Genomic DNA, 15,454 nt, shown 5'->3' on the forward strand with positions numbered 1-15,454 from the left:
AGGCAAGGGGCCATTTGCAGGCTGGCATGATCGAGGTGCCTATCACCCGCCTCGTTCGAAAGGGCATCCGCAGGGTGAAGCAAGGCGCCAACCTCAGCAATGTGCAGCTTCGCGCGGGTGAGTTGGAACTGGATGACATGGCCAGCACCGATCCGACGGTCCTCGGCCGGATCGATATCACCCTCCAGTTCGTGCACCAATTTGGCGAGGAAGACGCGTACGTCGCCATTGAATGCAAGCGCGTGGGAGCCAGGCAGCACCAGCTAAATGCCCGCTACGTGACCGACGGCGTGGAGCGGTTTGTCACCGGGCAGTACGCCTTGGGACATAGCGATTCGTTCATGCTCGGTTTTGTGCTCGTCTTGCCCGCCGAGGCAGCGGTCGCGTCCATCAGCGGCCGCGTCCGGTCCACCTACGGGGAGGAAGCGCAACTCATCCTCGAATCAGCTCACCCGGCGTCGCTAGCTGTGTTGAGCGGCCGACTCCTCCAGAAGGGCTCGCACGCCATGCGACTGCACCACATATTTGTCGACATGACTCCAGCCGCGTGACCTTGCCAGAATTCATGGCGCCGTTCCCCATCGAATAGGCTCGACAGCGAGACCGGCGGTGGTCGCCATCTCCGCCTCCACCCAATCCGCCAATCGCCGTACGCGGCGCCCGAGATGCGCGCCCCGCATGACGAAGTGATCGCGGTCGTAGTCGGCCATGGCGTAGGCGATTGCCCATCGTAGTGTCGCCACGCTGAAAGCCTGGTCCTCGCGCTCGGTGAGAATGGCGCGGAGGAACAGCAGGCGCCGATCCGTGGTGATGGCGCCATGGGAATGGATGCTGCGCCGCCGACGCAGCGGCGGGGCGGCCGCCTTGATTGCCTCAAGCAGGGCGCGACGCCTCGCCGTGCGGTCACGGCAGTCCGGCCTCGCGAGATCACGCGCCTCGATCAAAAGACGGCAGACCGCCTCCGGGCAGTCCGGATCCAGCACCGCCTCAACCAAAGTCTCGATGATCAGCGACTGCATGAAGCGCCGCTTCGCGCGCGTGCCGAGGCCCGCGACATAGGCCGCGACCGGGACAAAGCGCTGCGGGGTCTCGTGCAACCCGGCCTCGAGCCTGATCGCCACCATTCGCAGGCGCTGAGGCAACGGCATTCCGCGCCCGCGCCGCTTGGGTGACAGCGCATCGCCGATGCCCTCCCGGGTGCGCGCAGGACGCCGCGGCTCGGGCACCTGCGCGCTGGCCGGATCGTGGTCCTCTTCTGGTGCTGGCGTCGCCCAGGCGAGGATCTCCTCCGCCTGGGCGACCGTCAGCCGTCCCCCATTCCGGTGGGCGATCGGCGATGCGCGCTCCAGGAATCGCCAGAGCAGACCGGGTGGCGACGTTCCGAACCGGCGCTCCACATCCCAGGCCTCCGGCACCACGCGGGCGAGGTGCAGCAGAAGCTCTGCCCTGTTCCGCGCGATATGCGGAGGGTCGTCGCCGCGCAGGCAAATCTCGTAGGGCAGGCTGACATGGCCCTCGGCGGTTGCCTGTGGGCCGGGGTCGCGGGCGAAGATCGCGACCTCATAGCCTTCCCCGATCAGGCGGGAGATGATCTCACCCGCCTGCCGCGGCAGCGTTCCCACCGCACGGTCATGCCGGTCCAGGACCAGCACAGTGTTGGGGCCGCGCGGGTCGTCGCGTGCCTGGCGCAGCTTGAGATATCGCAGCGCGTCCTTCGCCGCCTCGAGGCTGCGGCCAGGCGCCGGCAGCCAGCCGCGTAACAGAGGCCTCGGCCGCTCCGCCGGCTTGGCCAGCGCAGCCGGGGTGGGGGGCGCCAAGGCGGGCTCCAGCCCGGGCATGGCAATCCCGAGCCGCTTGGCCTCTGCCAGGGCGCGGGCTGTCTGGATCCGGGCCGCTTCGCCGCCGACCAGACGGTAGTCCTGCGCAACAACCTGCCAGGATGGCAACGGCAGGGCACCCGGCGGCACCCACTCGACTTCCTTGGTCCGCTGCCAGCCGGCGCAGGGACCGGTCAGCATCACGGCGCGCCCGCCCGTGTCGGGTCCGCCGAACCGCTCCGCCATGAGCGGCTGGGCCTGGAGCAGATTCGCCACCTGATCCAGCGCGTCGGCTGGGCTGGCTGCCAAGGGTCCGGCATCCACCAGCGACAGGCGGGCGGCGATCCGCCAGTTCCCTGGCGTGGCCTCGAACGGATGGCCGTCCAGCATCTCGGCCTCGATCCGACCACCCGCGTCCAGGATCTCGGCAATGCGGCGGTTCTCGCCCCGGGGCAGGTAGCCAAGCCGATCACCCTCCGGCGTGTGGATGGCGACGGCCCAGGGATCCCGCGTATTCGCCGGTTCGCGCCGCAGCAGCAGGGCCTGCCCGGCCCGCAACCGCGCGGCGACGCGAGGGGCGGCGTGGTACCGTGTGCCGACGACCGAGGCGTCCCCGAGGGGCAACGGTGCCCGCTTCGCGGCGGCGGCCAGAGGCGCTGCCACCATCGCTCGGGCCGGTGGCGCCGGCGCAACGGCGCCCACCCGCGCCGCCAGGGCCGAAACGGCGCTCAGAATGTCACGGCGACGGGGCATGCTTGCGATGATGCAATGGGCGCGAATCAGCGGGAAGAGCCACGCCGACCGGCCTGAACTTCGCCCGGACCGACCGCGCGATGGATGACAGCGGGTTTATCCTTGGGCACAATGATCAATACTTGGACGTCTACGGCTGGCGCCGTGGCGCCGCCGGAGTCGATTGCCCATATGTCGCGTACCTCAACCCCTCCAGGCGCCGCCGGCCCTGGGCCACTGCATGCGGCGCTGCGCCAGGTCGCGGCCAGCATCGCCCGCCTGCGGGCCGATGGCGGTCAGGTATTGGAGGAAGACACCAAGCGAATTCTGATCACGCCCACAATCGAGGCGCTCGGTTGGGACCATATCGCAGAAATCCGCAATCAGTATCGGCATAACCGGCGCGACAATCCCGTAGATTACGCGCTCTTCCTCAATCGTTCGCCGGTGCTTTACGTCGAGGCCAAGCCGCTTGGCGGTTCGCTCGATGACCGGAAGTGGATCGTCCAGACGCTGAATTACGCCAATGCGGCCGGCGTGGACTGGTGCGTCCTGACCAACGGCGCCGAGTGGCGCATCTACAAGGTCCACGCCCAGGTCGAGGCGGAGGAGAAGCGCTTCGCCACCGCGACGATCGACCAGCCCGAAGCCCTGGACGACGCCGCGCGCGTGCTTGGCCTCCTCAGCCGGGACAACATGCGGTCGCGGGCCATCGACGAGCTCTGGCAGGCTTGGCACGTCGATCGCCAGGTCCAACAGGCGTTGGAGCAAACCCTCCAGGACGATGCCTTCGCGACCCTGATCCGCAGGCGTGTCCCGCAACTCCCCCTGGGCGATATCCGGAAGTCGCTGCGCCGAGCCAACATCGCCATCAGCTACCCCGGTCTGATCGCGGATATTCAGAGCGCCCGACCCGTCCCACCGCCTGCCAGCACGCCAGCAGGAACCTCGACCAACGGCGCCGCACCCCCGGCGTCACGGCGGCGCATGCAATCCACCGACGACCTCTTCGCCCTTGGCCGGCTGCCGGCCGGGACCACCCTCACCATCCGCGGCCGCGAAGACTCCGCCGCCCGGGTGCTGGACGGGCAGAGCGTCGAGTTCAAAGGCGAACGCCTGTCCTTCAACGATTGGGGCCAGCGTGTCACCGGCTGGACCTCGATCCGCATCTACACCATGGCCTGCCTGCCGGATGGCCGCACCCTCGACCAGCTCCGCGACAAAGCTGAAGCCGCGAGCACCACGCCATGAGCCAATCCCAATCCCTCTCCGCCCTCATCTGGTCCGTCGCCGACCTGCTGCGCGGCGACTACAAGCCCTATGAATACGGCAAGGTCATCCTGCCCTTCACCGTGCTGCGCCGGCTCGACTGCGTGCTGGCGCCCTCGAAAGCCGCTGTCCTCGCCGAGCAGGCCGCCCGGCAGGCGAAGGGCATCAACCCCGAGCCCTTCCTCCTGCGCCTCACCGGCGTGCCCTTCGCCAATACCTCGCCGCTCGATCTGAAGCTGCTGCTGGGCGACCAAGACAACATCGCCATCAACCTCACCGCCTATCTGCAGGGCTTCTCGCCGGCGGTGCGCGACATCTTCGAGCGCTTCCTGTTCGCGGACCAGATCGAGCGGCTGAAGAAGGCCGGGCTGCTCTACCAGATCACCGAGAAATTCCTCGGCTTCGACCTCGGCCCCGACCGTGTCAGCAACCGCGACATGGGGCTGATGTTCGAGGAGCTGATCCGCAAATTCTCCGACTTCTCGAACGAGCAGGCGGCCGAGCAATTCACGCCGCGCGACGTCATCACCCTCATCGTCAATCTGCTGTTTATCGAGGATAGCGACATCCTCAGCCCCGGCACCGCCGCAGTCCGCACCGTCTATGACCCCACCGCCGGCACGGGCGGCATGCTCTCGGAGGCGGAGCGGCATCTGCGCGCGCACAACTCCGCCGCCTCGCTCACGCTGTTTGGCCAGGAGCTGAATGACGAAGCCTATGCCATCTGCAAGGCGGACATGCTCATCAAGGGCCAGGATGTCCGCAACATCCTGCCCGGCAATACGCTCTCCGCCGATGGGCACCCGACCCAGAAATTCGACTACATGCTCTCCAATCCGCCCTTCGGCGTGGAGTGGAAGAAGGTCGAGAAAGAAGTTCGGCGCGAGCATGAGCAGATGGGCCATGCCGGGCGCTTTGGGCCTGGGCTGCCGCGCATCTCGGATGGCTCGCTGCTGTTCCTGCTGCACCTGCTCTCGAAGATGCGCCCCGCGAAGGATGGCGGCAGCCGCATCGGCATCGTGCTGAACGGCTCGCCGCTGTTCACCGGCGGCGCGGGCTCGGGCGAGAGCGAAATCCGCCGCCATGTGCTGGAGAATGATCTGGTGGAGGCGATCATCGCGCTCCCCACCGACATGTTCTTCAACACCGGCATCGCCACCTATGTCTGGGTACTGTCCAACCGCAAGCCGGAGCATCGCCGCGGCCTGGTGCAGCTGATAGACGCCTCCGCGCTGTGGCAGAAGATGCGCAAGAGCCTCGGTTCCAAGCGCCGTGAGATGGCAGAGGCGGATGTTGATGCCGTGACCCGGCTGTTCGGCGATTGCGTCGAGGCGCAGCTTGCGACCGTCACCACCGCGGACGGCCGCGTGAGCCGCGTGGTGGTGCGGGAGGGCGAAGCGCCGCCACCGACGCCGGATGGCGGCAGCGTGAAGCTGGCGCCGATGTCGCGCCTGTTCCGCACCGAGGCGTTCGGCTACCGCAGCATCACCGTGGAGCGGCCCTTGCGCGATGCGGCGGGGCAGGTGGTGCTTGGCCAGAAGGGCAAGGCCAAGGGCAAGCCGCAGCCCGACCCGGCGTTGCGCGACACCGAGAACGTGCCGCTGACGGAAGACGTGCAGACCTACTTTGCGCGGGAGGTGCTGCCGCATGCCGTGGATGCGTGGATCGACCACGAGAAGACGCGGATCGGCTACGAAATCCCCTTCAACCGGCATTTCTACGTGTTCGAGCCGCCGCGCCCGCTGGCGGCGATCGATGCCGACCTCAAGCACGTCACCGACCGCATCCTGACCATGATCGCGGGGCTGGCCGCGTGAGCTTTCCAGCTTACCCAACATATCAGGACAGCGGCATTTCCTGGATTGGCCCTGTGCCAGCCGGGTGGTCGGTCAAGCGGCTGCGGTTTCTCGCGCAGGTGCAAACAGGCATTGCGAAGGGCAAGGACGTCCAGGGCATCGAGACCATCCGCGTGCCCTACCTGCGCGTCGCCAATGTGCAGGATGGCTTCATCGACATCGACGATGTCAGCGAGATCGAGATTGCGGCCACCGACCTCGGCCGGTACCTGTTGCGCGCTGGTGACGTGCTGATGAATGAGGGCGGCGACTTCGACAAGCTGGGGCGCGGCCAGGTGTGGAACGGCGCCATCGACCCGTGCATCCACCAGAACCACGTGTTTGCCGTCCGACCGCACGGGATCGAACCGGAGTGGCTGGCGCTGGTGACCAGCGCGGATTGCGGCCGCTTCTTCTTCATGACGCGGGCGAAGCAGAGCACCAACCTTGCCTCGATCTCCTCGACCAACCTGCTTGAGCTGCCGGTGCCTTGCCCGCCACCCGCGGAGCGGCGCGCGATCATGCGCTTCCTCGACCGCGAAGCCGGCAAGATTGACGCGCTGGTGGCGGAGCAGGAGCGGCTGATCGCGCTGCTGAAGCAGAAGCGGCAGGCCGTCATCTCCCAGGCCGTCACCAAGGGCCTCGACGCCAGCGTACCCATGAAGGACTCCGGGGTGGCGTGGCTGGGGCAGGTGCCGGCGCATTGGGAGGTACTGCGCCTTGGAGCGCTGTTCCGAGAAGCCATTGAGGAAGGCGAGCACGATCTTCCCGTGCTCAGCGTCTCGATCCATGACGGGGTGTCTGACCGCGAGCTTTCCGATAGCGAGATGGATCGCAAGGTCACGCGCAGTGAAGATCGAACGAAGTACAAGAAGGTCGCTGTGGGTGACCTCGTTTACAACATGATGCGTGCTTGGCAGGGCGGCTTCGGTACCGTTGCCGTCGCCGGCATGGTGAGCCCAGCCTATGTCGTGGCACGGCCCCGCGGCGACCTGCGAACGGCCTTCGTAGAGTTCGTTCTGCGGACGCCGCAGGCGATCGAGGAAATGCGCCGCTATTCAAAGGGCGTCACCGACTTCCGGCTTCGCCTCTATTGGGATGAATTCAAGCAAATCGTCCTTGCGGTGCCGCCGCTCACCGAGCAGGCGAGCATTCTGGCGGCTATCGACGACCAAGCGGCTCGCTTCGACACCCTCACCACCGAAGCCCACCGCGCCATCGCCCTCCTCCGCGAACGCCGCGCGGCCCTCATCTCCGCTGCCGTCACCGGAAAGATCGACGTGCGCGGACTGTGCCTCTCGGTGGACGAAGCCGCATGAGCGTTTCAATGCGCAGCATCCTGGAGCAGATCGGCTTTGCCGAAGACTGGAACACGATCACCGATCAGGCGCCGGGCTATCGGTTCAACGCCGGCAATCTCCGCATCCAGGCAACGCAGGTCACGAGCGAGTATCTCCGCCCTGAATTCCTGATCACGGGTATCGAGGATCAACGGCCCCGCGCCTTGGGCTCGATCCAGCTGTCGATGCCGATCGCTGTCGAGTCATTCGAACAGGGTGTCGCCTGGATTGCCTACGCCGTCAGCGCACGATTCCAGCCCAGCAAGCCAATCGCGTGGCTCGAACAAGGCCGTCTCTGGAAGCATCATCTTCCGTGGGAGCAGAAGCAGGCGGCCTATCGCGCCCGGCCCCACTGCACTGTCGCGCGGGATTGGTTCCGGATGCCCGCCAAGACCCTCGTGGCGCTATCGCTCTCGGCGCCAGAGCAGGGGGCTGCGACCTTCACGTTCGATGGCAACATCCTGACCATTCTCGCGGGCGACGCACGGCTTCCCATGCCAGCCACGGGCACCGCCTGGACCCGCGACTACTCCGTGCGGCTCGCCAGCTTCAAGGACTTTCCAAAGCGCCTGATGCGGGCAGATCTCGACATTGGCGTTTGGGAAGGAAAGCTGAACGTGGATCGGGCGAGATTCGATCTTTTGGAATCCCCGGAACCAAAGCCTTGAGTTTGCACCGCGAGTCCCGGCTGGAAGACGCCATTTGCGCCCAGATCGCCGGCTATGGTTGGCTCTTCGAGCCTGACGCTGCCACCGGCCACGACCGCGCCGGCGGACTATGCGGAGGCCCCCGCATCATGAGCAGACCAACGCGGGGGTGCAGCTATGCCGATCTATGAAGCCCGGCCTGAGGGCCTGCACCCCATCACCGCCACCAGCTTCGAGGCCGAAGGTTGGAAGGAACGCGGCGACATACAGCGCCTGCTGAAGGACCGCATCGCCACCTTGGAAGACGGCCTGTTGGTGCTGACCGATGAGTTCAGCGGCTGGTCCGACAGCGCAAGGCGGATCGATCTTCTTTGCCTCGACCGCGAGGCGAACCTGGTGGTCGTCGAGCTGAAGCGCGACGAGGATGGCGGCCACATGGAGCTGCAGGCGCTGCGCTATGCCGCCATGGTCTCCGCGATGACCTTCGACCAGGCGGTCGAGACGCTGGCCCGCAGCCGCAATAAGGGTACCCCGGATACGGATGCCGCCCGCACGGATATCCTCACCCATCTCGGCTGGACCGAGCCGGACGAGGACAGCTTCGCCGCCGAGACGCGCATCATCCTGGCCGCAGCCGATTTCGGGAAGGAATTGACCACCTGCGTGCTCTGGCTGCGCGATCGAGGCATCGACATCGGCTGTGTGCGCCTGAAGCCCTATCGCCTGGATGACGGCCGACTGCTGGTGGATATCCAGCCGCTGATCCCGCTTCCCGAAGCGGCCGAGTTTCAGACCCAGATCGGCGTCAAGCAGGCTGCCGGCCGTAAGGAGCGGGCGGAGCGGCATGAGCTGCGGTACCGCTTCTGGGCGGGGCTGCTGGATGCGGCGCGGCTGCGCACCACGCTGCACGCCAACCGTTCGCCGCATGATGGCAGCTGGATCGCCGGTGGCGTCGGTCGCAAGGGGTTTAGCCTCAACTACGTCATTCGGCAGCAGGATAGTCAGGTCGAGTTGAAGATCGACAGCGACGTTCCTGAGGGTGCGGCCACCTTCGCTGCCCTCAAGGCAGAGAGTGCAGCGGTGGAGCAGGCCTTTGGCGAACCCCTGGAATGGGAAGAGCCGCCGGCGATCGGCGGCTGGCGCATCTGCCAGAGGATCGAGGGGGGCTATCGGAACCCTGAGGCCGACTTGCCGGCGATCCAGGAACGCATGATCAAGGCGATGATCCGCCTGGACGCGGCGCTACGCCCGCGGCTTGGCAAGGGCAAGCCATGACCGGCCTGCACCGCGAAGCCCGGCTGGAAGACGCTATCTGCGCCCATCTCGCCGCCCATGGCTGGCTCTACGAGCCTGACGCCGCCGCGCGCCACGACCGCGCCCGTGGCCTGTTCCTGGAAGACCTCGCCGCCTGGGTTCAGGCCACCCAGCCCGAGGCCTGGGAGGCTTTGACCAAGACGCATGGCGCCACGGCTGCCCTGGCGCTGGCCGACCGGCTGCGCGCCACGCTCGACCGGCAAGGCGCGCTGGAGGTGCTTCGCCAGGGGCTCGACATGGTCGGGCTGCGCCGGCCGATCGCGCTGGTGCAGTTCCGCCCGGCGCTGGCGATGAACCCGGCGCTGGCCGAACGCTACGCCGCCAATCGGCTGCGCGTGGTCCGGCAGGTACGGTATTCGGGCGCGCATGAGAACAGCCTCGACCTCGTGCTGTTCCTGAACGGTATTCCCGTCGCCACCGCCGAGCTGAAATCGGACTATACCCAATCCGTCCGCGATGCGGTGGACCAGTACCGCTACGATCGCCCGCCGCGCCTGCCCGGCCGCAACGCGCCGGAGCCCATCCTGGCCTTCCCCGGCGGCGCGCTGGTGCATTTCGCGGTCAGCAACAGCGAGGTGCGGATGTGCACGCGCCTCGGTGGCGCCGACAGCCGCTTCCTGCCCTTCAACCAGGGCCATGATTTCGGCGCCGGCAATCCGAACAACCCGAATGGCACGGACACCGCCTATCTGTGGGACCAGGTATGGCAGCGGGATTCCTGGCTGGAGATCCTCGGCCGTTACCTGGTGCCGGTGAAGGATGGCAAGCAGCGCCTGACCGGCTGGATCTTCCCGAGATTCCACCAGCTCGACGCCACGCGGCGGCTCGTGGCGCAGGTGCTGACGGATGGCCCTGGCGGGCGCTACCTGATCGAGCACTCGGCAGGGTCGGGCAAGACGAACTCCATCGCCTGGACGGCGCATTTCCTGGCCGATCTGCACGATGCCGAAAACCGAAAGGTGTTCGACACGGTGCTGGTGGTGTCGGATCGCACGGTGCTGGACCGGCAGTTGCGCGAGGCCCTGGAGGGGTTCGAGCGGACGCAAGGCGTGGTCGCCACCATCACCGGCGATGGCGGCAGCAAGAGCCAGGAGCTGGCGGAGGCGCTGGCAGCGGGGAAGAAGATCGTGGTCTGCACCATCCAGACCTTCCCCTTCGCCATCGAGCAGGTGCGCGCCCTGGCCCGCATGCAGGGCAAGCGCTTCTGCGTGATCGCGGATGAGGCGCATTCCTCGCAGACCGGCCAGGCCGCCCAGAAGCTCAAGCAGACATTGACGGCGGAGGAGGCGGCGGCGCTGGAGGATGGCGGCGAGTTCGACCTTGAGGACCTCCTGGCCGCCGAGATGAAGGGCCGCGCGGCGCAGGATGCCGCGATCAGCTACGTCGCCTTCACCGCGACGCCGAAGGCCAAGACGCTGGAACTGTTCGGCCGGCGGCCGGACCCGTTGCGGCCGGCGGCGCAGGACAATCGGCCCGCAGCCTTCCACACCTATTCCATGCGCCAAGCGATCGAGGAGGAATTCATCCTCGATGTGCTGCGCAACTACACCGCCTATCGCATGGCCTTCCGCCTGACCCATGCCGGGCGGGAGATGGACGAGACGGAGGTGGATGCCAGCGAGGCGAAGAAGGGCATCATGGGATGGGTGCGGCTGCACCCGCACAACATCGCCGCCCGCGTGCAGATCGTGGTGGAGCATTTCCGGCAGAACGTGGCGCACCTGCTGGCCGGCCGCGCGAAGGCCATGGTTGTGACGGCCAGCCGGCGCGAGGCGGTGCGCTGGATGCGGGCGATGGAGGCCTATATCCGCCAGCGCCGCTACAATCTCGGCGTGCTGGTGGCCTTCTCGGGCGAGGTGAACGATCCGGAGAGCGGCCCCGAGCCCTTCACCGAGGCCAACATGAACCCTGGGCTGCGCGGGCGCGACATGCGCGAGGCGTTTGCCACCGCAGAGTTCAGCCTGCTGATCGTGGCGAACAAGTTCCAGACCGGCTTCGACCAGCCGCTGCTCTGCGCGATGTATGTGGACCGCCGGCTCGGCGGCATCCAGGCGGTACAGACTCTCTCGCGCCTGAACCGGGCGCATCCGGGGAAGGACACGACCTATGTCGTGGACTTCGTGAATGAGCCGGAGGAGGTGCTGGGCGCTTTCCGCCAGTACCACACCACCGCGCAGCTCGCTGATGTGAGCGACCCGAATGTGGTGCTGGACCTGCGCAGCAAGCTGGATGCGCTGGGGTTCTATGACCGCTTCGAGGTTGAGCGGGTGGCCAAGGTCGCGATGACCCCGGGCGCGACGCCGGGCGATCTCGATGCGGCGCTGGGCCAGGTGAGCAGTCGGTTGCTGACCCGCTTCAAGCACGCGCAGCAGGCCGTCCGCGGCGGCACCGATGGCTCCAAGGCGAGCGACGCGGCGAAGGATGAGATGGAGGCGCTGCTGCTCTTCAAGCGCGACCTCGGCAGCTACGTGCGGGCCTATGAGTTCCTCGGGCAAATGTTCGACTACGGGAACACCGACTTCGAGAAGCTCTATCTGTTCGCCCGGCTGCTGCTGCCCCTGCTTGACTATGGGCGCGAGCGTGAGGGGATCGATCTTTCAGCGCTGCGCCTGACGCATCACAAGCTGCGCGACCTGGGGCAGCAGAAGCTGAACCTGGCGGGCGGGGAGCCGGCAGAGGGGCTGAAGCCGGTGACGGAGGTGGGCTCCGGGGAGATCCAGGACCGGCAGAAGCAGCTTCTGGCCCAGATCATCCAGGCGCTGAATGACCTGTTCGAGGGGGAGCTCACGGACGGGGACCGGGTCGCCTTCGCGGAAAGCGTCCGGACCAAGCTGATGGAGAGCGAGACGCTGCGGGCCCAAGCCGCGGCGAACACGCGGGAGCAGTTCGTGAATTCGCCGAATCTGCGGGAGGAGCTGCTGAACGCCATCATTTCGACAATGGAGGCGCATGGCAGCATGAGCCGGCAGGCGCTGAACTCGGAAGCGATTCAGGCCGGCCTGTTGTCGGTGCTGCTGGGGCCGGGCGCACTGTGGGAACGCTTGCGGCGTGGGGACGAGGCGCCACCTGCGCCGCCATGATCCCGAAACGGGCAGTGGCGAAGTCCGGCTTTCGAGAAGCGTACTGAAGTGTTCGCTCTCGAAGTACGGATTTCAGGCAAGTGGGGTTCGAACCAGGGCAAGTGCCGGCCGCGCTGAAGCCGGCCTTTTACCTGGGTTTTTGTGTTCCGTACTAAAACGCCCCAGTCAGGAGGTCCGGAGAGAATTGGCCTCCGGAGAGCGATTTTCGCCCGTCTCCGCGCCGAGCCAGTCAACAGGTCTGCTCCGAAAACCCCAGGAAACCTGCCACTCAGCGCGACATCTGGTCTGGCGGAGAGCACGGCTCGTATGGGAACTGGCGGACAGGGTGGGATTCGAACCCACGATACGCTTTTGACGTATACGCACTTTCCAGGCGCGCGCCTTCGACCGCTCGGCCACCTGTCCGGAGGGCGCGGAACATAGTCAGCGCGCGGCCGCCGCGCAACCCGCGGCCGCGCCGAAAACCGCCTCAGTCCGCGAACTGCCCCGCCGCCTGGATCAGCGGCCGCCACTTCGCGATATCCGCCTGCCAGAAATCGCGGTGCACCTGCGGCGTCGCACGCGCCACCGCCACCGGCGCGGTGCCCAGGTCGGCGAAGCGGCGGCCGATGCCCTCGTCCTGCAGCGCCTTCACCAGCGCCTGGTTCAGCCGCGCCACGATCGGCGCCGGCGTCGCCCGCGGCGCATACAGCCCGTGCCAGATGCTGACCTCGAGGCCCGGCAGGCCGCCCTGCGCGGCGGTCGGAAGGTCGCCAAGGGACGGCACGCGTTCATTCGTGGTGACCGCGAAGGCGCGGATGGTGCCGCCGCGGATGTGTTCGGTGGTGTTGGTGGTCTGGTCGCACATGATGTCGACCGTGCCGGCCACCAGGTCGTTCATCGCCGGGCCGGTGCCGCGATACGGCACGGTGGTCATGCGGGTGTCGACCGCCTTCATCAGCAGCAGCCCGCACAAGTGGCTGGCGGCGCCGATGCCGGCATTGGCGTAGTTCAGCGCCTCGCCCCGCTGGCGGATCAGCGCGACCAGCTCAGCCAGGTTGGTCGCCTCGATGTTGCGGCGCGCGACCAGGGTCATCGGCACCTCGGTCACCAGGCCGATGGTCTCGAAGCCGTTGATCGCATCGTAGGACAGCCGCCGATACAGCGTCGGGATGGTCGCCATGCCGATATGGTGCAGCAGGATGGTGTGGCCATCCGGGCGTGCATTGGCCACGCGCTGCGCGCCCAGCGTGCCGCCGGCGCCGCCGACATTCTCGACCACCACGGGCTGGCCCAGGTCGGTGCTCATGGCCTGCGCGATCAGGCGGCCCACGGTGTCGGTCGGCCCGCCCGCGGCGAAGGGGATGACCATGCTGACGGGGCGGTTCGGGAAGGCGCCCTGCGCGAGCGCCGGCGCCGCCAGGCCGGTGGCCGATGCGGCGGCCGTGGCGGCGAAGATGCGGCGGGTGATGAGCGACATGCGCGGTTCCTCCGGTGCGAGCCGTCACGCGGCCCGTTCAATACCAGTCGAGATCAGTGACGGATGGACGAAAGTCAATCCCCGGCGGCGGCGGCGGGCATCGGCGGCCCGCGCGGGCCGCGGTGTCAGGCGTCCATCTTCAGGGCGGCGATGAAGGCGGATTGCGGGATCTCGACCTTGCCGAACTGCCGCATGCGCTTCTTGCCTTCCTTCTGCTTCTCCAGAAGCTTGCGCTTGCGCGAGATGTCGCCGCCATAGCACTTGGCGGTCACGTCCTTGGACAACGCGCTGATTGTCTCGCGCGCAATCACGCGCCCGCCGATCGCCGCCTGGATCGGGATCTTGAACAGCTGGCGCGGGATCAGGTCCTTCAGCTTCTCGCAGATCGACCGGCCGCGACGATCCGCCTGGCTGCGATGCGCCATGAAGCACAGCGCGTCCACCGGCTCGGCATTGACCAGGATGGAAATCTTCACCAGGTCGCCGGCCTCGTAGCCCTCCATGGCGTAGTCGAAGCTCGCGTAGCCGCGGCTGATCGACTTCAGGCGGTCGTAGAAATCGAACACCACCTCGTTCAGCGGCAGCATGTACACGGCCATGGCGCGCGCCCCGACATAGGTCAGCTCCACCTGCCGGCCACGGCGTTCATTGCACAGGGTCAGCACCGGGCCGAGGTATTCATCCGGCACCATGATGGTCGCCTTGATCCAGGGCTCCTGGATTTCGGCGATCAGGCTGGGGTCCGGCATGTCGGCCGGGTTGTGCAGGTCGATCTCCTCGCCATTCGTCTTCTTCAGCTTGTAGACGACGGACGGCGCGGTCGCGATCAGATCCAGGTCGAATTCGCGCGACAGCCTCTCCTGCACGATCTCCAGGTGCAGCAGCCCCAGGAAGCCGCAGCGATACCCCAGGCCGAGCGCGGCGGAGGTCTCCATCTCATAGTGGAAGCTGCTGTCGTTCAGCCGCAGCTTGCCCACGCTCTCGCGCAGCTTCTCGAAGTCATCGGCATCGACGGGATACAGCCCGCACCACACCACCGGGATGGACGGCTTGAAGCCGGGCAGCGCCTCGGCCGCGGGGTTGCGGTCATCGGTGATGGTGTCGCCGACATTGGTGTCCGCCACCGTCTTGATGGCCGCGGTGACGAAGCCCATCTCGCCGGGCCCGAGACTCTCGGCCGCGATCATCTTGGGCGTGAAGATGCCGACCTGCTCCACGGTATGCACGGCGCCGTTCGACATCATGCGGATGCGCTGGCCCTTCCGCAGATGCCCGTCGCGCACCCGCACCAGCACCACCACACCCAGGTAGGCGTCGTACCAGCTGTCCACCAGAAGGGCGGTCAGCGTCTTGCCGGCATCGCCCCTGGGCGGCGGCAGGCGCGTGACGATCGCCTCCAGCACCCCCTCGATGTTCAGCCCGGTCTTCGCACTGATCATCACCGCGTCGGAGGCATCGAGGCCGATGACATCCTCGATCTGCTGCTTCACCCGGTCGGGTTCCGCCGCGGGCAGGTCGATCTTGTTGAGCACCGGCACGATCTCGTGCCCCGCATCCAGCGCCTGGTAGACATTGGCCAGCGTCTGCGCCTCGACACCCTGGGAGGCATCGACCACCAGCAGCGACCCTTCGCAGGCCGCCAGGCTGCGCGAGACCTCATAGGCGAAGTCCACATGGCCCGGCGTGTCCATCAGGTTCAGCACATAGGTCTTGCCGTCCTGCGCCGTATAGTTGATGCGGACGGTCTGGGCCTTGATGGTGATGCCGCGCTCGCGCTCGATATCCATGCTGTCGAGCAGCTGTTCCTTCATGTCGCGCGCGGCCACCGTGCCGGTCTGCTGGATCAGGCGGTCGGCGAGCGTCGATTTCCCATGGTCGATATGGGCAATGATCGAGAAGTTGCGGATGAGGTCGAGCGGGGTATCGGTCATGGGAATCCGGAGACGGGACGATGGCAGGGG

General features: G+C 66.9%; 10 protein-coding genes and 1 tRNA gene. 7 read left to right on the top strand and 4 right to left on the bottom strand.

All coding sequences use genetic code 11. The features are described from left to right. Positions 1-26 precede the first annotated feature (26 nt). Entirely contained in the window at positions 27-551 is a 525-nt protein-coding gene (locus tag LQ222_RS05255) for a hypothetical protein (protein WP_230164956.1), read from the top strand. A 12-nt stretch (positions 552-563) separates the two neighbouring features. Here LQ222_RS05255 and LQ222_RS05260 read toward each other — a convergent pair whose 3' ends face one another. Continuing rightward, entirely contained in the window at positions 564-2,570 is a 2,007-nt protein-coding gene (locus LQ222_RS05260) for an HIRAN domain-containing protein (protein ID WP_230164958.1), read from the bottom strand. A gap of 144 nt (positions 2,571-2,714) precedes the next feature. On the opposite strand from LQ222_RS05260, the gene LQ222_RS05265 reads away from it, so the two are divergent. From LQ222_RS05265 to LQ222_RS05290, 6 genes are all read left to right on the top strand, one after another. Continuing rightward, the gene (locus tag LQ222_RS05265; RefSeq protein ID WP_230164959.1) at positions 2,715-3,800 is read left to right on the top strand and encodes a type I restriction endonuclease; all 1,086 of its coding nucleotides are present in this window, start codon (positions 2,715-2,717) and stop codon (positions 3,798-3,800) included. Beyond that, positions 3,797-5,635 carry a class I SAM-dependent DNA methyltransferase gene (locus LQ222_RS05270; protein ID WP_230164961.1) on the top strand — a complete coding sequence of 613 codons (1,839 nt, stop codon included), beginning with the start codon at positions 3,797-3,799 and terminating at the stop codon, positions 5,633-5,635. Before LQ222_RS05265 ends, LQ222_RS05270 begins: the two co-directional genes overlap by 4 nt. Further along, the gene (locus LQ222_RS05275) at positions 5,632-6,972 is read left to right on the top strand and encodes a hypothetical protein (protein ID WP_230164962.1); all 1,341 of its coding nucleotides are present in this window, start codon (positions 5,632-5,634) and stop codon (positions 6,970-6,972) included. The genes LQ222_RS05270 and LQ222_RS05275 overlap by 4 nt, the downstream gene beginning before the upstream one ends. 8 nt (positions 6,973-6,980) lie before the next feature. Continuing rightward, positions 6,981-7,661 carry a hypothetical protein gene (locus tag LQ222_RS05280; RefSeq protein WP_230164963.1) on the top strand — a complete coding sequence of 227 codons (681 nt, stop codon included), beginning with the start codon at positions 6,981-6,983 and terminating at the stop codon, positions 7,659-7,661. A 156-nt stretch (positions 7,662-7,817) separates the two neighbouring features. Then, a complete protein-coding gene (locus tag LQ222_RS05285; RefSeq protein ID WP_230164964.1) occupies positions 7,818-8,915 on the top strand; it encodes a DUF4268 domain-containing protein in 1,098 nt (365 codons plus the stop codon). Then, positions 8,912-12,034 carry a type I restriction endonuclease subunit R gene (locus tag LQ222_RS05290; protein WP_230164965.1) on the top strand — a complete coding sequence of 1,041 codons (3,123 nt, stop codon included), beginning with the start codon at positions 8,912-8,914 and terminating at the stop codon, positions 12,032-12,034. Before LQ222_RS05285 ends, LQ222_RS05290 begins: the two co-directional genes overlap by 4 nt. A 314-nt stretch (positions 12,035-12,348) precedes the next feature. Here LQ222_RS05290 and LQ222_RS05295 read toward each other — a convergent pair. The 3 genes from LQ222_RS05295 to lepA all read right to left on the bottom strand — a co-directional run bounded on the left by LQ222_RS05295 (position 12,349) and on the right by lepA (position 15,424). Beyond that, positions 12,349-12,439: transfer RNA gene (locus tag LQ222_RS05295), tRNA-Ser, on the bottom strand. Positions 12,440-12,503: 64 nt separating this feature from the next. Further along, positions 12,504-13,493 carry a tripartite tricarboxylate transporter substrate-binding protein gene (locus LQ222_RS05300; RefSeq protein WP_230164966.1) on the bottom strand — a complete coding sequence of 330 codons (990 nt, stop codon included), beginning with the start codon at positions 13,491-13,493 and terminating at the stop codon, positions 12,504-12,506. Positions 13,494-13,618: 125 nt separating this feature from the next. After that, complete coding sequence (gene lepA / locus LQ222_RS05305) at positions 13,619-15,424, bottom strand: translation elongation factor 4 (RefSeq protein WP_230164967.1); 1,806 nt, start codon at positions 15,422-15,424, stop codon at positions 13,619-13,621. Positions 15,425-15,454 lie beyond the last annotated feature (30 nt).

Origin of the sequence: Roseomonas sp. CECT 9278 (assembly GCF_918698155.1) — a bacterium.
Classification (GTDB): Bacteria; Pseudomonadota; Alphaproteobacteria; order Acetobacterales; family Acetobacteraceae; genus Neoroseomonas.